The organism is Bacillus sp. FSL W8-1127 (assembly GCF_038006725.1).
GTDB lineage: Bacteria > Bacillota > Bacilli > Bacillales > DSM-4216 > Bacillus_O > Bacillus_O smithii.
Map to the genome: position 1 here is coordinate 1,837,650 of NZ_JBBOVU010000001.1, position 19,519 is coordinate 1,857,168.

Annotated in this window: 17 protein-coding genes and 1 riboswitch; all 17 genes read right to left on the reverse strand. The window is 41.1% G+C overall.

The window, feature by feature from the left end; all coding sequences use genetic code 11:
• Nucleotides 1-222 precede the first annotated feature (222 nt).
• The 17 genes from NST12_RS08745 to dapG all read right to left on the reverse strand — a co-directional run bounded on the left by NST12_RS08745 (nt 223) and on the right by dapG (nt 19,515).
• Nucleotides 223-1,530, reverse strand: coding sequence for an O-acetylhomoserine aminocarboxypropyltransferase/cysteine synthase family protein (locus tag NST12_RS08745; protein WP_048623414.1), 1,308 nt, complete (start codon nt 1,528-1,530; stop codon nt 223-225).
• A gap of 130 nt (nt 1,531-1,660) precedes the next feature.
• Nucleotides 1,661-1,775: riboswitch (SAM riboswitch) on the reverse strand.
• An 84-nt stretch (nt 1,776-1,859) separates the two neighbouring features.
• Nucleotides 1,860-3,095, reverse strand: coding sequence for a competence/damage-inducible protein A (locus NST12_RS08750; protein WP_048623415.1), 1,236 nt, complete (start codon nt 3,093-3,095; stop codon nt 1,860-1,862).
• 128 nt (nt 3,096-3,223) lie between these two features.
• Nucleotides 3,224-3,802, reverse strand: coding sequence for a CDP-diacylglycerol--glycerol-3-phosphate 3-phosphatidyltransferase (pgsA, locus tag NST12_RS08755; protein ID WP_003352414.1), 579 nt, complete (start codon nt 3,800-3,802; stop codon nt 3,224-3,226).
• 55 nt (nt 3,803-3,857) lie between these two features.
• Nucleotides 3,858-4,757, reverse strand: a complete 900-nt coding sequence (locus NST12_RS08760; RefSeq protein ID WP_340397358.1) for a helix-turn-helix domain-containing protein — start codon at nt 4,755-4,757, stop codon at nt 3,858-3,860.
• 18 nt (nt 4,758-4,775) lie between these two features.
• Nucleotides 4,776-5,567: a DUF3388 domain-containing protein gene (locus NST12_RS08765; protein ID WP_048623417.1), complete on the reverse strand. Its 792-nt coding sequence runs from the start codon at nt 5,565-5,567 to the stop codon at nt 4,776-4,778.
• 102 nt (nt 5,568-5,669) lie between these two features.
• A complete protein-coding gene (locus tag NST12_RS08770; protein ID WP_003352418.1) occupies nt 5,670-5,927 on the reverse strand; it encodes a DUF3243 domain-containing protein in 258 nt (85 codons plus the stop codon).
• A 113-nt stretch (nt 5,928-6,040) separates the two neighbouring features.
• On the reverse strand, nt 6,041-6,766 hold the full coding sequence (gene ymfI, locus NST12_RS08775) for an elongation factor P 5-aminopentanone reductase (RefSeq protein WP_003352419.1): 726 nt from the start codon (nt 6,764-6,766) through the stop codon (nt 6,041-6,043).
• 251 nt (nt 6,767-7,017) lie between these two features.
• Complete coding sequence (gene yfmH, locus NST12_RS08780) at nt 7,018-8,304, reverse strand: EF-P 5-aminopentanol modification-associated protein YfmH (protein ID WP_445662328.1); 1,287 nt, start codon at nt 8,302-8,304, stop codon at nt 7,018-7,020.
• On the reverse strand, nt 8,304-9,584 hold the full coding sequence (gene yfmF / locus NST12_RS08785; protein ID WP_270583310.1) for an EF-P 5-aminopentanol modification-associated protein YfmF: 1,281 nt from the start codon (nt 9,582-9,584) through the stop codon (nt 8,304-8,306). Before yfmF ends, yfmH begins: the two co-directional genes overlap by 1 nt.
• Nucleotides 9,585-10,079: 495 nt before the next feature.
• Nucleotides 10,080-12,389 carry an FtsK/SpoIIIE family DNA translocase gene (locus tag NST12_RS08790; protein WP_341029656.1) on the reverse strand — a complete coding sequence of 770 codons (2,310 nt, stop codon included), beginning with the start codon at nt 12,387-12,389 and terminating at the stop codon, nt 10,080-10,082.
• A 174-nt stretch (nt 12,390-12,563) separates the two neighbouring features.
• Nucleotides 12,564-12,785, reverse strand: a complete 222-nt coding sequence (locus tag NST12_RS08795; RefSeq protein WP_048623421.1) for a YlzJ-like family protein — start codon at nt 12,783-12,785, stop codon at nt 12,564-12,566.
• Nucleotides 12,782-13,531: a ClpP family protease gene (locus NST12_RS08800; protein ID WP_341029660.1), complete on the reverse strand. Its 750-nt coding sequence runs from the start codon at nt 13,529-13,531 to the stop codon at nt 12,782-12,784. The genes NST12_RS08795 and NST12_RS08800 overlap by 4 nt, the downstream gene beginning before the upstream one ends.
• Nucleotides 13,532-13,631: 100 nt before the next feature.
• A complete protein-coding gene (locus NST12_RS08805) occupies nt 13,632-15,299 on the reverse strand; it encodes a ribonuclease J (protein ID WP_341029663.1) in 1,668 nt (555 codons plus the stop codon).
• Entirely contained in the window at nt 15,296-15,505 is a 210-nt protein-coding gene (locus NST12_RS08810; protein WP_048623422.1) for a hypothetical protein, read from the reverse strand. The genes NST12_RS08805 and NST12_RS08810 overlap by 4 nt, the downstream gene beginning before the upstream one ends.
• A gap of 174 nt (nt 15,506-15,679) precedes the next feature.
• The gene (locus tag NST12_RS08815) at nt 15,680-16,849 is read right to left on the reverse strand and encodes an ISL3 family transposase (RefSeq protein WP_341029665.1); all 1,170 of its coding nucleotides are present in this window, start codon (nt 16,847-16,849) and stop codon (nt 15,680-15,682) included.
• Nucleotides 16,850-17,374: 525 nt separating this feature from the next.
• Nucleotides 17,375-18,247 (reverse strand): 4-hydroxy-tetrahydrodipicolinate synthase, encoded by an 873-nt coding sequence (gene dapA / locus NST12_RS08820; protein ID WP_003352428.1) that lies wholly within the window; start codon nt 18,245-18,247, stop codon nt 17,375-17,377.
• Nucleotides 18,248-18,267: 20 nt separating this feature from the next.
• The gene (gene dapG, locus NST12_RS08825) at nt 18,268-19,515 is read right to left on the reverse strand and encodes an aspartate kinase (RefSeq protein WP_341029668.1); all 1,248 of its coding nucleotides are present in this window, start codon (nt 19,513-19,515) and stop codon (nt 18,268-18,270) included.
• Nucleotides 19,516-19,519: the final 4 nt, after the last annotated feature.

The window sequence follows — 19,519 nt, forward strand, 5'->3', positions numbered from 1 at the left end:
CTAATTTTTCCAGCTATTGCTGAAATTCACACGCTCTTGTTCATAAATTGGATTGAAAGTAAAAAAAAGAGGGGGGAAATGTCCAAGAGAGGGATTAATGGTGGATGGTCACACGAAGAGAAATTGTCTGAATCATTTTCTACTGAATATTTTAAAACAAAGCAGAATGAAAAGCAAACAAAAGAAGAAAAAGAGAGCAATACGCCCCCCTTTTCAAATTGTTTATATTTCCAGCTTTTCAGCCGAAATGCCGGTTGCTTTTTCGATAGCTTGATTGAGATCGGCAATTAAATCTTTCGGAGATTCCAGCCCAACAGAAAGACGAATCATTTCTTCACTGACACCTGCTAATTTCAACTCATCAGCTGATAGCTGTTGATGTGTAGTGGAAGCCGGATGGATAATTAACGATTTGGCATCGCCCACATTGGCGAGATGCGACCAAAGTTGAATGTGATCAATGAGCTTTTTCCCGCTTTCTCGACCGCCTTTAATGCCAAATACCACAATAGAGCCGAAGAAATTATTTAAGTATTTTTTGGCCAATTCATGGGAAGGATGATCGCTTAAGCTAGGATGAGACACCCACTCCACTGCTGGATGCTTCAGCAAATAGTCAACAATGACTTTCGTGTTATCGTGATGTCTGGGCAAACGAAGATGCAACGTTTCTAATCCTTGCAATAGCAAAAACGCACTATGCGGGCTTAAAGATGCCCCAAAATCACGCAATAGCTGTGCGCGGAGTTTTGTTGCAAACGCAGTTCCTCCTAAATCAGCATAACGCAAACCGTGATAAGTTGGGTCCGGTTCGATAAAATCAGGGAATTTTTCATTATTCCAATCAAAGTGGCCGCCGTCTACAGCAACTCCGCCAATAACCGTTCCATGACCGCCAATCCATTTTGTTGCCGAGTGAACGACAACATCGGCTCCCCATTTGATTGGATTGGAACCATATGGTGACGCAAACGTATTGTCTACAATCAACGGAATCCCATTTTCATGGGCAATGGCCGCAACTTTTTCAACATCCAACACATTTAGACTTGGATTTCCGATGATTTCTCCGAAAAGAGCTTTTGTTCGTGGAGTGATCGCTTTTCGAAAATTTTCAGGATCTTGAGCATCGACAAATTTTACATGAATCCCATATTTAGGAAAAGTAGCAGAAAACAAATTATAAGTACCGCCGTACAATTCAGACGCTGCGACAATTTCATCTCCTGCACTCGCAACATTTAAAACGGAGAGCGCGATAGCTGCCATGCCTGAAGAAAATGCTACTGCGGCAGTACCTCCTTCAAGCGCCGCCACTCTTTTTTCAAATACATCAACAGTTGGATTGGTAATCCGGGTATAAATATTCCCTTCTTTTTTTAGTCCAAATACAGCGCTCGCGTGTTCCGTATCCGGAAACACATAAGAAGTAGTTTCATAGATCGGTACTGCACGGGCTCCTGTCGCAGGATCAGGTATTTGCCCTGCATGCAATAATTTTGTGTCTTTTTCCCATTGCTCGTTTGCCATAATAAAACCTCCCGAAAAATTCGAAGATTGAAATTTCAGCGACTTATCTGAGAATAGATCCCATCCTGATGGATGAGGAACGGCAAAAGCCCTCTTCCAATAAGAAGAGGGCTTGAGTTCATCATTTCCCTTCTTATCTTCCAGATCATTTCCTGATCTGTAGGAATTAGCACCTTTTCAAGCATTGATTCTTGAAGGTTGCCGGGCTTCTTCGGGCCTATTCCCTCCGCCGCTCTTGATAAGAGTCAATTCTTATACTATATGGAATTGTGTGGCTCTTGTTTAAAGAATAGCGCAATAAAAAAGAAAAGTCAATCATTTTCAGCAAATTACTGACAAGTTCGCAGCAAAAAATGACAACCGTATTTAGCTGTACGGTTACGAATTTGATTCCGATCCCCTGCAAGCTTCAGCAATACGGCCTTTGATTCTTTCCCTTTTTCAGAAATGCCGATCCAAACAGTTCCAGGAGGATTTTCTTCTAAAGAATCGGGTCCTGCTACTCCCGTAAAGCTGATTCCAATATCAGCGTTAAGCTTTTTCCGTACATTTTCAGCTAACTCTTTCGCACACTGCTCACTGACCGCTCCGAACGTATCAAGCGTCTTTTTTGAAACATCGACCAGATGCTCTTTCGCTTCGTTTGTATAACAAACAATCCCGCCTTTTAAAACGGCGCTTGCTCCCGCAACAGCGGTGATCATGCTTTGAAACAGTCCTCCGGTCAAACTTTCAGCGCAGGCAATCGTCTTATTTTGTTGTTTCAGCTTCTGTACTAATTCAGCTGCAATCGTAGTTTGTCCATAACCATAAAAGTATTCGCCAACACGGTTTAAAATCTCTTTTTCTACTTTGTCAATCATCTCATTAGCTGTCTCTTTTGAACGGTGCTTCGCCGTAAGTCGAATGGTCACTTCTCCGTCGCCGGCTAAAGGCGCAATGGTCGGGTTTGTTTGGTTCATAATCATATCTTCAATCTCTGTCTCCAACTGCGATTCTCCGATGCCAAAGAAACGCAATACGCGTGAAACAATGCTTTCTTGGCGATCCAAAACATTTAATATAGCCGGCCTTCCATATTTTTCGAACATCGGCTGCATTTCTTTTGGCGGCCCCGGCAAAAGCATATAAAATTTATTTTTTGATTTCACAAACATACCGGGAGCCATGCCGTTTTCATTCGGCAAAACAAGACAATCCTCTAGAACAAGAGCTTGTTTTTTGTTATTTTCCGTCATCTCACGGCCTATTTTAAGGAAATATTGACGAATTCCTTTAAACGCTTCGTCGTTCAAAACGAGTTTCTTGCCTAGATGCGCGGCAATGGTTTCTTTTGTTAAATCATCACGTGTCGGGCCAAGACCACCTGTAAAAATGATGAGATCTGCTCTTTCTTCTGCTTTTTGAATCGTTGAAAGAAGCCGATCGCTGTTATCCCCGACAACGGTTTGATAAAATACGTTGACGCCCATTTCAGCCAAATGACGAGAAAGAAATTGTGCATTCGTATTGACGATTTGGCCGAGTAGAAGTTCGGAACCAACCGAAATAATTTCAGCATTCATAAAATAGTCCTCCTCAATCATATAGAGATCCAAACAGAAAAAGGCCGCTCTTCAACAAGAACGAAAGTGCATAACCGTCTTTTTCGAGTTCTTGGATGAGCCAGCCTTTCTAGTTGTTTCATTTCATTTTACTTGGAGTTTTTAAATGCATGTGCATTTTTGGCGAAATAATCCCAGCCTGACCATAACGTGAAAAAGAGCGCTACCCAAAGGGCAAAATCCGCAAACGGAATCGAGAAATTTTCAAACAAAATATTATGAAGAAGCAACGCAGAAATCGCAATGATTTGGGTCCATGTTTTAATTTTTCCAAGCATATTGGCCGCAACTACTTCTCCTTCCCCAGCAAGTACAAGGCGAAGCCCTGTCACCGCAAACTCGCGGCTGATGATCAAAATGACGATCCAAGAAGGAGCATATCCCAATTCAACCAGTATAATAAACGCAGCCGAAACTAACAATTTGTCCGCAAGCGGATCAAGAAATTTTCCCAGGTTCGTGACCAAGTTGTACTTTCGTGCAAAATGTCCGTCAATCCAATCGGTGGTCGAGGCAAGGATAAATACAAGGGCCCCCACGAAGTGAGTCACAGGCATAGTTGTCCCTAGAATGGTGATGTTTCCCCAATTAAATGGAACAACAAGCAAAATAACGAAGATTGGAATTAAACATATACGTGATACAGTAATTTTGTTTGGTAAATTCACAAGAAGTACCCCCACTATTCCATCGAAAACAGTATCCTAAACAATTTTAATTAATTTATTGCGCCGATGTACGATTTTGAATGATGATGTCCTGGCGAACGACCTGATTTGCAGGGATTTTATATTGAACGGTTTGACCATTCACTTTAATCTCTGTCGCAGGTGCAAAACCGACCACAATTTTCGCTTGACTGTGGCCTTTCAAATCAAACGTTTGCGTTTGTCCTTTTCGAAGCAAATTAGAAAAATACGATTTTCCGCTTTCATCGGTCACTTGAATCCAGCTTTCACCCGTTGAAGCAATCGATATTTTGAAATCTTTCGCATTCGTCAATTGGTAAACCGTTTGTCGACCACTAGACTGAACAGCTTTCAACTCGGATTGATCCTTTTTGTTCGCTTCTTTTTTGTCCGTTTTAGACGTTTTTTCTTCTTTCTTCGCTTCTTTTTTCGTTTCTTTCTTCTTGCTGACGGAATTTTCCTTAACAGGCTCTACATTTTTGGATTGCTCCACTTTGACCGTATGATCATTTCCGCTTTTTTCATTTCCGCCGCCTTTTGGAATCAATGCCCATACAAGAAAAATCGCTCCGATAATAAACACAGCTACAATAATCTTCGGCAAATAATCGAAAAACTTTCCCGAAGCCCCGCCGGAAACAGTCCTTCGCGAAGACGGTTCTATCCGCGTCACTCGCTGAGGAATTTCATCTTCATGAGAGTCCGGAATTTCATTTTTATATTCATTGAAAATTTCTTCAGCATCAAGCCCTACAGCCTCCGCGTACTGCTTAATAAAGGCTCGAACATAAAATTTCCCCGGCATCAGATCATATTTTCCTTCTTCAATGCCGGCCAAATATCTTTTTTGAATCTTGGTCATTTCCTGAACGTCATCAAGGGTAAGCCCCTTCGCTTCCCTTGCTTCTTTCAAGCGGTTTCCTAGTTCTGTCACCGTAAACACCTTCCAATTTTAAAAGTCAAATCCTTCGAACTCAGAATTCTGAAAAAGTTGATTTTTATACATCAAGTCGTATGTAATTTCTTCATTTGGATTATTGCGCAATTCGATGATATAGTCAAAATCATCAATGGAATATTCGCTGTTTTGGACAAAAATATCAGGATGCTCAATTACTTTTACGGCCGGGATCCGCATAATTTCTCTAATGAGCTGCCAATGTTTTTCATTTGCTTTCCTTACCGAAACGGCTCCGTCAATAATAAAAATATTTTGGTCGCTGTATTCTTCCCGAAACAATTGACTGCGGACAGTCTGCTTAATCAGCGTTGAAGAAACAAAAAGCCATCTTTTATTGGCGCAGACGCTTGCCGCTACAATGGATTCTGTTTTGCCTACACGCGGCATCCCGCGAATTCCAACCAGTTTATGGCCTTCTTGTTTAAATAATTCCGCCATAAAATCAACCAGTATTCCTAATTCATCTCGCACAAATCGAAAAGTCTTTTTGTCATCAGCGTCATGGGTGATATATCTTCCATGACGAACAGCCAAACGATCTCTTACTTTAGGCTTTCGAAGTTTTACAATTTTAATCGTGTCCATTGTTCGCAAAATGGATTCAAGGCGGACAATTTGTTCTTCCGTTTTAGCCAATAGAAGCATGCCCCGTTTTCCTTGATCAACCCCGTTGATTGTCACAATATTAATTGAGAGCATGCCGAGCAATGAAGAAATATCGCCTAAGAGCCCAGGACGGTTCTTTTGTATTTCGTATTCTAAATACCACTCTTGTTTTTCCATAAAACCCTCCAAGTGACAATCCGGGTGGTAATAAACATCTAGCTATTATGATAAATGATTTTCGCCATTTTTTAAAGAAAAAAAAGAGAGGGATTTCCCTCTCTAATGAGTCCCGTTATTTTGCACAAGTTTTACCATGACATTAGCAATGGCATGTTGTTCTTCCGGGGAAGCGACAGACCAAAGATCGGCCAACACCCGTTGCTGCTCATTTTTCGGATCTACTTGGTTTGCAAGGTAGTTGCCGATTTGATAAGCAATATCACTGATTGCTTGTTGATTCATTCCTTGATCTTTCGCTTGATTCAAACGGTCTCCTAGAAAATCTTTCCATTGTTCCCAGCTATCAAGTACAGACATTCATTGAACCTCCCTTTAGTGAGATACAAGTATAGTTTGTAACGTCTGCACAAAAATATACATTCTTAAACCGGGTTTATTCATCTATGTTCGTAAAAGACATTCGTTTTGAATTATGTGTACCAGCCACCGTTCACCGCCAATATTTGACCGGTTATGTAAGAAGATTGATCAGATAACAAAAACGCGATGGCTTCAGCCACTTCCTCCGGGGCGGAAAGCCTCCTCATTGGGATTTCCTCTTTTAAAATCGACAATTCCTCTTCCGACAGCTGTTCGGTCACCATTTTAGTTGCGACTGCTCCTGGCGCCACTGCATTAACGCGGATTCCACTCGCAGCCACTTCTTTGCTTAGCGCCTTTACAAAAGCGATTTGTGCACCTTTTACAGCTGAGTAGGCGACTTCATATGCGGCCCCCGTCTGTCCCCAAATGGAACTGACAAGTACAATTTGGCCTTTCCGTTTCGCAGACATTTTGGGCAATATCGATCGAATGAGCAGCAACGGACTTCGTACATGCACAGCAAGAAGTTCATCCACTTCGACAGTCGACATGTCTTGAAGCAGCCCGTAATAGGAATTCCCGCTCGCATAAACGAGGGCATCAACGGAAAAAAGGCTTTCGACCAAAGTGGTGATTCCGTCATCCGTTCTTAAATCTGCTTGAATAGGAATGATTTCTAAACCATATGGTTTGAGATCATTCATCAAGTTTTGGATGGACTCACGGTTTTGATGATAATGAAGGTACAAATTCCATCCGTTTTGGGCCAATACTCGAGCAGCTGCTTGACCAATTCCCCCGCTCGCCCCGGTAATTAAAGCAAACTTTTTCATATTATAAACTTACTCCCTTATTTTTTAACTACAATTCCTTTATAAGTTTACATTTTCTATGTTTGCTGTTCAGCCAATTTGAAAAATTTCATCTCTTAGTAGTAAGACCAAAACACATGGACTCATGGATGAAAAACAAAATCAACTTTTCATCCGCAATAATTTTCCGTACGGATGAAAAGTTGTGATTCATTCAACACAAATTAGATACGTTAGGCGCTTTTTGTCTACTCCTGATATAAAATCGTACGTTATTTGGGTGTAACTTGAAAAGTGGTTAATCGATTAGGAGCAATCAATTCGGCTGCTACTTTTTTTATGTCATCAAATGTCAGTTGTTCAAGTGTTGGCACTACATCAAAAAGATTCATTTCATGAAAAGCGTACCGCGTAAACTGATTGGCAATAAATTCCGGAGAATTCAGCGATCTTAAAAACGCACCAATTTTTTTCTTTTTCGTTCTTTCAAGTGCATCTTCCGTTAAATAAGCGCCTGTTTTCGCGTCCAGTAAAACGGATTGGATGCGTTTAGCAAATTCATCCGGATTCATTGTATCACTGCCAATCATCGCAAAGCCAAATCCCTCTTCCTGCGTGAAATCGAAAAAGAATGAATCGTCAATCAAACCTTTTTCGTACAAGTCAAAATAATTTTGAGAGCTTTTTCCGAACAGCATCTCCAACAATACATTGATGGATAATTCATACCGCAGCATTTCAATTCCTTTAATATCGGTCTTTGCGCCTTTTATGCCCACATAGCACTTCGGCGTTTTTACATCCATAGGTAGAACCCTGAGCTTTTCTTTTACATCTTCCGGTTCTTTTTCAAAGTGACGCCTGATTTCCGACTGGTTTTGATAGTTCTTTTTCGATTGATTTTCCCTTACTTGATTCATGATTTCTTCCGGATTGACCGGCCCCACAACGAAGAGCAGCATGTTACTCGGATGATAAAAAGTGTAGTAGCATTCGTACAATAGATCTTTTGTGATTTTATCAATGGATTGAATCGTACCCGCAATATCGATGCGAACCGGGTGATGATGATACATATTTTCAATTAAGCCGAAATAAACACGCCAATCGGGGTTGTCCTCATACATGGTAATTTCTTGACCGATGATCCCTTTTTCTTTTTCTACCGTTTTTTCGGTAAAATAAGGATCTTGAACAAAATTAATCAACGTTTCCAAATTTTGCTGCACGTTGGAGGTGCTGGAAAAAAGATAAGTGGTTCTTGTGAAAGTGGTAAAAGCGTTGGCAGACGCTCCTTGTTTGCTAAACTGCTGAAAGACATCGCCATCTTCCTTTTCAAACAATTTATGTTCAAGAAAATGGGCGATTCCATCCGGAACATGGGTGAATTGATCCTTACCGAGCGGAACAAATTCATTATCCACAGAACCGTATTTCGTTGTAAAAGTCGCATAAGTTTTGTGAAATCCTTGTTTCGGGAGAACATAAACGTCAAGTCCATTGCTCATTTTTTCATAGTACAATTCTTCTTGGAGCTGATCAAATTGAATTTTTTCCATCAATTAAGCCCCTCCTGTCCAGATAAAAAGTAAATGGTATCCATTTCAATTTTTTCGGCCACTTTGACAATTTCTGAATCAGATGCTTCCACAATTCCTTGAAGCCAGTCTTCCACTGTGACATTTTTCTTCGCCAGCACATTATGGTAAAGCATTTCAATTAAACCTCGCTGAGTATCAATGGTCTCCAGCAATTGATTATGAATGACCGCTTTCGTTTGTTCGATTTCCTTTTCGGAAAAGTCTCCGTTTTTCATCGCTTCAAGCTGTTCGCGGATGATGGCCACCGCTTTTTCATAATTTTTACTTTCGATGCCGGACATAACCATCATTAGCCCTTTATGGCTTTCAAGACGACTGGAAGCATAATAAGCTAAGCTTTCTTTTTCCCGAACGTTCAAAAACAGTTTTGAATGAGAAAATCCCCCGAATATTCCATTAAATACTTGCAGCGCAAAATAATCGGGATCGCCGAATGACACATGAGTTCGGTATCCAATATTTAATTTTCCTTGCTTTACATATTGCTGCTCTTTCACTACTTTTACTTCCGAACGCGAAGGAATCGAGCGTTTTTTCACTAATTTTGGCTGCCGATCCGACAGTAAGAACAATTGGTCGCAAGCACCTTCCACTTCCTCGAAATCCACATCACCAACGACATATAAATCCAGTTCGTCCTCTCGGAGCGCTCTCTCATAATATTGATACAGACTTTCTGAAGAAATGGAATCGACATCGTCCAAGCGCCCATATGGATGCAACGCATATGGTTCATTTTCACACATTTCCTCTATGAGACGTTGGCTAGCATAACGCATTTTGTCGTCAAACAACGATTGCAATCGCTGTTTTAAAATCCGTTTTTCACTCGTCACGGATGATTCATGAAATCGGCCGTTTTCTGCATTGGGTGCAAATAAAATAGAAGCTAAAAAATCAAGTCCTGTACGTAATAATGGCGTCTTCTCTTTTAAAAATTTTTCATTGGCGAGTTCAATGGAAAAACTCATAATGTGGTATTCGCCTTTTTTGCCAACATCCACAAAAAAATTAGCCCCATACAGCTCTTCCAAATAAGATTGGAGGGATGTGGTTGTCGGATATTTCTTGGAGCTGTTTTGCAGCACGTTAGGGAGAAGGGCTCTTAAAGTAACCGTCTCATTTTCAAGAGGTGCTTTCATCTTCCACACAATTGTATTCGTTTTGTATTGATCGGTTTTGACAAAATGAAGGGTATAGCCCTTTTTCTTTTTGACTATTTCATCCACCACTGTCATCTCTATTTCCTCCTTTTTTATCTCCATCTTCATCAAAGGCATTTTGTTTTTCATCGTTCTAAAACATCATTCAGGATGGCAGCGACATTTGCCCTTAAAGATTGTCAGCCTTTTCTGCTAAACCCACCATGCGGTAAAAACCCATTCGTCTCGCTTTATTTTATGAAAAGCCAATTCAACTATACATGTTATTAACGGTGATTAGCAAGTTTTTCCTCTTATTTAGTTTACATAATATTTTTATGATAACTATTATGCCGTCCTTTTTCCAAAAGTCCCTTCATTTACATTTTCTTAGTTCAGAATGCAGCTTTGAGGTGTTTGGTGGAAAAATCGCATTTCAGTTGTAATGGTCAGGCTTTTTTAAATATGTGCTGAGCGCCATAAAACACAGGAGCAAAAGCGATCGAGCAGTCTAATTAATTTCATCAATGACTTCATTTGCCCAATACAAAAGTTCCTTAAAAATGAAAAAAGGCTGCGTTTGCAGCCTTTTTAAGAGGTTTGTTGTTCAGATGGTTTTGGTATCAGCACAGCCCGTGGCTTGCTGCCTTCATAAGGGCCGACAACTCCTCTTGCTTCCATTTCATCAATTAATCTTGCCGCCCTCGTATATCCAATTCGAAATCTCCGCTGCAGCATAGAAACGGAAGCAGTTTGCATTTCCGCAACTAATTGAACAGCTTCATCGTACAATTCATCCTCTACTTCTGACGATGTTTCCGGCAAATCATCTGGAATCATATCTTCTTGATACTGCGCTTTTTGTTGCGATATGACAAAATTCACCACTTCTTCGACTTCTTCATCTGAAAGAAAAGCTCCTTGAACCCGTATTGGCTTAGAAGCACCAACAGGAAGAAAAAGCATATCTCCTCGTCCAAGCAATTTTTCAGCGCCACCCATGTCCAAAATGGTTCGCGAATCCGTTTGAGAGGAAACAGCAAAAGCAATTCGTGAAGGAATATTAGCTTTAATCACCCCGGTAATGACATCTACAGATGGTCTTTGAGTAGCGATAATTAAGTGAATTCCAGCCGCGCGTGCCATTTGGGCAAGTCGGGTGATCGAGTCTTCCACATCGCTTGAAGCCACCATCATTAAATCTGCCAGCTCGTCTACAATCACTACAATATAAGGAAGAAGCGGTTGTTTATCCCCCGTTTCGCTATTATGCCGCCTTACGTGTTCATTGTAGCCTTCGATATTTCTCGTACCGCTGTGTGAAAACAGTTCATAGCGGCGTTCCATTTCACCCACCACTTTTTTTAGAGCTTGAGAAGCTTTTTTCGCGTTGGTCACCACAGGAGCCAACAAGTGAGGGATTCCATTATAAACATTTAACTCTACCATTTTCGGATCAATCATCATTAATTTGACTTCATGCGGCTTAGCACGCATGAGAATACTTGTAATAATCCCATTAATGCACACGCTTTTACCGCTTCCGGTTGCCCCCGCAACCAGCAGATGGGGCATTTTATTAAGTTCCGCAAGCACTGCTTCACCGGTAATATCGCGTCCAAGTCCGATTAATAATTTGGAATCGGGACGATCGTTATTTTTGCTTTCGAGCACTTCCCGCAAGCTAACCATCGCTACTTCTGAATTCGGGACTTCGATTCCGATCGCCGACTTTCCGGGGATTGGAGCTTCCATTCGAATGTCCTTCGCCGCCAATGCCAATGCAAGATCGTCGCTTAAGCTGACAATTTTGCTGACCTTGACTCCAATATCTGGATGAACTTCATATTTTGTCACAGCTGGTCCTAAGTGTACTTGAGTGACTTTTGCTTTGACGCCGAAACTTTGAAACGTCCTTTCTAATTTAGCCGCATTTTCGTGAATTAAACGATATTCGTTGCTTTGGTCGGTCTTTTTAGGTCTCTTTAACAGAGATATAGGAGGCAGCTGATAATCTTCGTTTTCTACTTCACTAAAGTTCATTGGAGGACCAGAATAAACATCCGATTCTCCTTCTGTTTCCGGTCCTCCGTTGACGATCGAATGAGTTGGATCATCGTTTTCTTCGTTCGCCACTTTATCCGAAAAATCCGTAATGACTGGATGAGTCGGTTCGTTTTGGTTATGGTCTAAAATCACGACGCTGCCGTCATTTTCATCTTCAGTAGGCTTCGCTTTTTTCCCTTGATTGGATTGGTTCCGTCTTTCTCTACGTCCCGACTGCCAGTCTCTTATGTCTTGCAAAAAGGCCTGCCATTGTTCTTTTAAAAATCTCAAAATAGAGAAAAGCAATTTTCCGCAAATGTCGCCAATCGAAATGTTGGTCAAAAGCATAAAACCGATGATAAGAAGAACCAATGACAAGATTTTCGTTCCTAACGCTTCGAATAAAAAATACGAAACAGCTAAAAGCACCGCTCCAATCATCCCGCTGCCAAGATCTGCTGGAAACTCTTGACCTTTTTCCTTCAAATAAATTTCCCAAGTATTAGAAATAATACTAGGATTGACAGATCCTCTGCTTTCAAAGGAAGCGATATGATCAAACAGCAGCAAGCTAGCTACGATAATATAAAATCCGAGGAGCCTCCGATTGAAATAAGTGGGTCTTGTCCGTTTGATCATTAAAAATCCAGCATACACAATGACCATGAGGAATCCTAGTTTATACCATCTCCCCAGCAAAAATTGAAAAACATACACAAAATAGTTTCCAACGCCCAATGGAATAAGTCCAATAATACTGAATGCAATCAGCAAAAGGCCCGCAATTTCATATTTCAATGTCTCTTGAACTTTTTGAGACGACTTTCGTCTTGCTCTTCTTTTCTTTTTTGGCATGATACCATCACCTAGATTAAACAGAGTATGTCATTTTCCGAAAAATCCCAATAAACCATTCTTTCGGATGATCGAGATCATTATGGATTATTTGTAAAAAACGAACAAAGAAAGCAGCCTTCAGTTCGGCTGCTAATTTTCACCTATCATTATAGCATATTTGTTCGCATTTACCTAATATTGTTTTGGTGGATATGGCAAATACTGCCCCGGTACAATTTGCTGATTTAAATAATCGTTTGGATTTGTGCTTAAAACACGAAGGATACGCATTTGTTGTTCTTCTTTCTGCACCATCAACGGAATTCCCTGCCACGTTACCGTTTCAACGGCTTGAAATTCTTCTTGTAAAGCTGGAAAAATGAGTTCTTTTGGAATCGGGGTATACAAAATCATTGGATCATCCCTTTGTCAGCCTTTTTCTTCGCTTCAATCAATTCATTCAGTTTTTTCATGGCGGATCCTAATCCGCCTACTTCATCGATTAACCCTGTTTCCACTGCATCGTGGCCAACAACATTCGTTCCAATATCACGAGTAAGATTTCCGGTGGCAAACATCAAATCCCGGAATGTTTTTTCTTGAATATGAGAGTGGCTTGTCACGAACTTGATGACTCGTTCTTGCATCTTATCCAAGTATTCAAACGTTTGCGGAACTCCGATAACAAGACCCGTTAAACGAATAGGATGTATCGTCATCGTGGCCGTCTCCGCGATAAAAGAATAATCGCAGCTTACCGCAATAGGCACCCCGATGGAATGCCCACCGCCCAGGACAACGGAAACCGTTGGCTTCGATAAAGACGCAAGCATTTCAGCAATGGCCAACCCAGCTTCCACGTCCCCGCCGACTGTATTCAATATGACGAGCAGCCCTTCGATTTTAGGGTTTTGCTCGATCGCAACAAGCTGCGGAATTAAATGTTCGTATTTGGTCGTCTTATTCTGAGGAGACAATTGGATATGTCCTTCGATCTGGCCGACGATTGTCAGGCAGTGAATATTCGAATCGTTGGAAAGCTCCGGGACATTCGTTTGTCCAAGTTGCTGAATTTTTTCCATTAAAGTGGAAGAGGTATTTTGCTCATTCTCCTCCTCTTGCTTGGACGGTTCTGGATTCGTTCCTTCAAGCTCTGCCATGGATTGCAACTCCTTTTAACGGTGATACTTTTATTATTCACGATCGTTTCGTTTTCATACTCATAAAAAAATCACCGAATTTCATCGGTGATTTTATCGATTATATTTCCATAATGATCGGCAATATCATCGGACGGCGTTTCGTTTTTTCAAATAAAAACGTATTTAATTGATCACGAATGGCTTGTTTAATATTCGACCATTCAATGACGTCGTTTTCCATATTCTTTTCAACGATTTGCGAAATTAACGATGTCGATTCTTCAATCAACTTTTCCGATTCCCTTACATACACAAAACCTCTGGAAATAATTTCTGGACCGGAGGCAATCTTTTTCCGTTTTTTATCCAACGTGACGACTACAATAAATATTCCATCTTGTGATAACAGTTTGCGGTCGCGCAATACAATATTGCCAACATCGCCAACCCCGATGCCATCGATTAAAACATTGCCTGCTTGCACTCGTCCGCCGACTTTGAAAGTTTTATTCTTGATTTCAATGACTTCCCCTTTTTCAGGAATATAAATTTGACGTTGCTTCAATCCAACATTTTCGGCCAATTTAGCATGGGCAATCAGCATCCGATATTCGCCTTGTATAGGGATAAATAATTGCGGTTTCATCAGATTCAGCATAAATTTCAAATCTTCTTGGCTGCCATGGCCAGAATCGTGAACTTCGCGGTGATTGGTTAAAACATTAGCTCCCGCTCGAAACAAGAGATCCACCGTTTTGGCCATTAACAATTCCAGCCCCGGCGTTGCATTAGCGGTAATAAACACCGTATCTCCTTCTTTTATATTGACCAATTTATGAGTGCCTTTCGCCATTTTTTGCAAGGCCTCAATCGGTTCTCCCTGAATGCCCGTCGTCAATATGACAAGTTCGTTATCAGGATGCTGATTGATTTCTGTAATATCGACCAGCATATTATCCTTCACATCTAAATAGCCGAGTTTCAAAGCAATTTCATAAACCCGTTGCAGGTTTTTTCCTGAAACCGCGACTTTCCGATGATTCTCATATGCTGCTTGGAATACTTGCTGAATCCTGATCAGATTGGATGCATAGGAAGCTACAATAATACGACCTTTGACAGAATGAAAGGCATCAGACAAGTGTCGAGCCATCACACCTTCCGATACTGTATGTCCCGGTCTTTCTGCTTCTGTGGAATCCGATAGAAGCAGCAATACTCCTTTTTCGCCAATTTCGGCCATCTTTCCAATATCCGGTTTATAAAAACCTTTTGCTTCTTGGTCAAACTTAAATTCGCCCGTATGAACAATAGCGCCTTCGGACGTATGGATGCAAATCCCGACAGAATCAGGGATGCTGTGCGTCGTTCGGAAAAAAGTCACGTCGACCGTATCGAACCGCAAACGGGAATCGGAATGGATCGTATAAAATTTAACCGATTCAATCCCTTTTTCTTGACGAAGCCGATCTTTGGCCAAAGCTAATGTTAACTTCGTTCCATAAACAGGTGCTTTGATTTTCCGAAGCACATAGCCTAGTGAACCAATAGCATCCTCATGACCGTGTGTAAGAAAGATGCCTTTCACTCTGTCTTTGTTTTCTTCCAAGTATGTAATATCTGGGATGACAACGTCGATTCCGAGCATTTCATTTTCAGGGAACATCAAGCCGGCATCGATGACAAAAATTTCATGATCCACTTCGATCACGATCATGTTTTTCCCGACTTCTCCTACTCCTCCCAATGGGATCACTTTAATACTCTCATTTTTTCTTTTACTCAATGTTTAAATCCTCCTATGTTGACTTCTCTAATCCGCCCGCTGCCATTAGTAATATTATATCGGATGCCATTTTTAAAATCCAACACTATTCTTTCTACTTTCATTCGACAAACTTTTTGAATGCTCCAAGCTTTAATTTTTAATGCAAAAAAATGAAAAGGTCCCACTTCCAACCCAAACGCTTTATGTGTTGAAGCAGAATTCATAAGAATTACCTTTATATGAGTTATTCTGTCTATTCGGATTAATCCGTGAAAAAAGGATTCATATCCCCTTTATTATTGAGTTTATAGGAAGAGAAATCTTGTTGTCTAGAAAAAATGGGCTCTATGTCAATTGTTGGGGTACACTTATCGAAGTGCCCCCTTTTTTGTAGTTGACTAGATGAGTGAACATAAAGCTTTATTTCTTAGTCTCTTAAAATTCCGAATGCCATATGACATTCGTTTAATGACCTTTATCTTGTTGTTGATCCCCTCAATAAATCCGTTGGTGTAGGGGAAGAGAAAGGAATTTAAGATCTCCTTTTCCCAGTTTTTGAACGTTCTTTTCATGTATTGATATTCTTCGAGTCCCGATTCCTCTATGACCTTATAGAGGTGCTCAAGGTTTCTTTTGGCGTTTGTTTTGTCACTTTCCTTCAGCCACTTATGGAAGGTCTCTTTTACGATATAGGCCTTCTTTAAGTCAGGGGCCAGTGAAAAGAAATAGTTCAGCTGTTCCATTTCATCTGCATTCAAATGGGCATGTGGCTTATGAAGCAGATAACGCAACTTCTTCATGGATTTACGATCCTTCTCTTGAAAGTTTTTCTGGACTCTCTTCCTTACCCGTTCCAATGCCCAGACATTATGCCGAACATAATGGAATCGATCGACCACCAGAATCGGTTTATCAAAACTTTTCAAAGCGAGCGTCTTGTAGGGCTGCCACATATCCATGACCACCATCTGTATTTTCTCCCTTGGAAGTGTACGGAAGTATTCCTTTAGGGTGGATAGATTCCTGTTAGGAATGATATCGTAAACCCTTCGGTTTACAGGATCGCCAATGATACATTGGTACTTGCCCGTTTCAGAAGTCCCTTTCAATTCATCAATGGCCAGAACTTTCGGGAGGGCCTTATTGTCATAGGAATAGTACTTGTCAAAGAGCCGAATGACGGTGGAATGCCCAAGTCCTGTTTCCTTGGCAACCTGCTTAAAGTTATACTCCCTCACTTTAACCAAAAGAGCTTGGAGGAGTCGTTTCGTGTGGCGCTGGTAACGCTCTAGAAAAGAATAGGGTTCGTAGAACCGTTTTCCACAGGACTTACATCTGTATCGGCGCTTTCTCAAGATGAGAAAACAATATTTTTCAAAGACCTTTACATCACGAATCTTTTGAATTCGATCATCATGGACAGAGGAAGTTTCCTTCTGACAGCAGGGGCATTTTTGAACTTTTACAGGCGTTTGAATATGGATTTCAAAGTGAGTGATTTGATCCTCTACATGAGTGATTTCAACATCTTCTAACCCAAGCAGTTTTGTGATAAAATGAGAATGCATTTACGAAATCTCCCTTTCGATGTAGTCGCCAACTATCATTTTAAAGGGAGATCTTCGTAAGTGCTTTTATTTTCCCTGAAAAGTCTCTTAACCCCAACATTTAGTATAGAACCAAAAAATGAAAAGGTTTGATCCTTCACGTTTCCATATAAAAAACAGGAACTGGTTAAGCTCGTGTTCTTTATATCAGAAAATGTGAGGACCAAACCTTTATCGAGAACGATATCTATCTTACGGGATATTCCCATTTCTTCAGGGTGACGAACGAATCTACTTTGATTTTGACCAAATGATGGTCGATTCTCCTTATTTTCATCACCGCAAGTATATTTCACGTCCTAAGCACACATGGTACGAGCAACATTTCTTCACGTTCAAACGATGTTGTTCTTATATTTCATATCCCAATTATTAAAGAGACAAAAAACGAAAACATTCCGATTGAAAAACACGTCCATTCCCCGAATGAAGGACTCCTGCAGTTCACGTAATCTCTCTATTCCAGAAATAAAAAAGCGGAAGTTTTTATAAACGATTGAGCAATTCTGCCAGTTTGTTTCGTTCCTCTTCCGTTAACGGCACAAGCGGAAGACGTACAGGTCCCGGATCCATTCCTTTCATTTGCAGTGCTGTTTTGACCGGAACAGGACTCGGCGCAGCAAACAGCCCTCGCATAAGAGGAAGAAGTTTTTGATGAAGTTTTGCCGCTTTGGAAAGATCACCGTCGAAAAAGGCCGTAATCATTTCCTGCATTTCATTTCCCACAATATGGGAAGCAACCGAGATAACTCCGTTTCCTCCGATCGCTAAAACAGGAAGCGTCAAAGCATCATCTCCACTGTAAAGGGCAAAATCATCGTCTGTATTGGCGATAATTTCTGCCATTGCATCTAAGTTTCCGCTCGCTTCTTTTACTGCCACTATATTAGGAATACGAGACAGCCTAATCACCGTTTCAGGCTGCAACGTAACACCTGTTCTCCCCGGTACGTTGTAAAGGATGATCGGCAAAGAAGTTGCTTCTGCAACTGTTTTGTAATGTTGGTACAACCCTTCTTGATTCGGCTTATTATAATATGGGGTCACGAGCAGAATTGCATCTACTCCGACTTCCTCTGCTTTTTTCGTCAACTCAACAGTAGCTTGTGTATTGTAGGAGCCAGTACCGGCAATGATCGGTACGCGCCCGTTTGCTACTTTTTTAACGTGTTGAAACAGAGCGATTTTTTCTTCCGTTGTTAAAGTGGGCGATTCTCCCGTCGTGCCTGAAACAACAAGAGAATCCGTCCCATTTTCAATCAAATATTCGACCAGCTGAGTTGTTTTTCGGAAATCTATATTTCCTTTTGAATCAAAGGGTGTAACCATTGCGGTCGAAATCCGACCTAAAGAAACCATCTTTTTTCCCCCTCTTTTTTTTAAATGTTGATGGTTGCTTCGTATTCATTTTGTTCATCTTCTAAATGAAAAGCACTGTGCAAAGCATTTACTGCTTTAACAAGATCTTCTTTTTTGACAAGCACCCAAATGGTGGTATGGCTATCCGCTGATTGCAATATCCGTACTCCTTCTTCAGACAGAGCGGTCACAATCTTCGCTGTAACTCCAGGAACTCCCGTCATTCCGGCTCCTACAACCGAAACTTTCGCGCATCCTTTTTCGACAGTAGGCTCATAACCAAGTTCATTCAAAATGGTCACAGCCCGATCGGCCATGTCTTCTTGCACAGTGTATACCACACCTGTCGGCGAAATATTGATAAAATCAACGCTGATTTTTTCATTAGCCATCGCTTTAAACACTTCAGACTGCAAATCATATTGATCTTTTTTCGCTTTCACTTTGATTTGTGCTATATCAGAGACATGAGCGATTCCAGTCACTAGCCTTTCTTTTATATCGGTGCCTTTATTCTGTTTGCTCAGCGTTGTGACAAGCGTTCCTACTTCATCGGAGTATGTGGAACGAATGCGGATTGGCACTTTCGCCTGCATGGCAATTTCTACTGCACGCGGATGAATGACTTTTGCTCCTTGATAGGCCATATTGCATACTTCATTATAAGTAACAACCGATAAAGGCCGAGCATTTTCGACAATACGAGGATCAGCCGTCATAATCCCATCCACGTCCGTGAATATGTCGATCCATTCTGCGCCTAATGCAGCTCCAAGTGCAGCCGCAGACGTATCACTACCGCCACGTCCGATAGTTGTGATCTCACCGTATTTGTCAGCACCTTGGAATCCGGCGACTACAACCGCATCGTGAGTTTCCAGTTCCTTTTTAACCCGATCACATTTCATTTCCAGAATCTTCGCATTGGTATAATCGCTGTTTGTCAAGAAGCCGGCCTGCGCCCCTGTAAGAGCGACAGCGGAAATATCGTGCTCGAGAAGCATATTCGTAAAGACAAGGCTAGAAATGATTTCTCCGCACGACATTAGCAAATCTTGTTCGCGTTTGCTTAGCTTAGTCCGCGCCCCTTCCACCAGGGAAAGGAGCGTATCAGTCGCATACGGCTCTCCTTTGCGCCCCATGGCGGAAACGACAACGACTACTTTATATCCTTCATTAATTGCTTTTTGAATATGTCTTTTTGCGCTTAATCGTGACTTTTCATCACGTACAGATGTCCCGCCGAATTTTTGTACCACTATTTTCAATTGA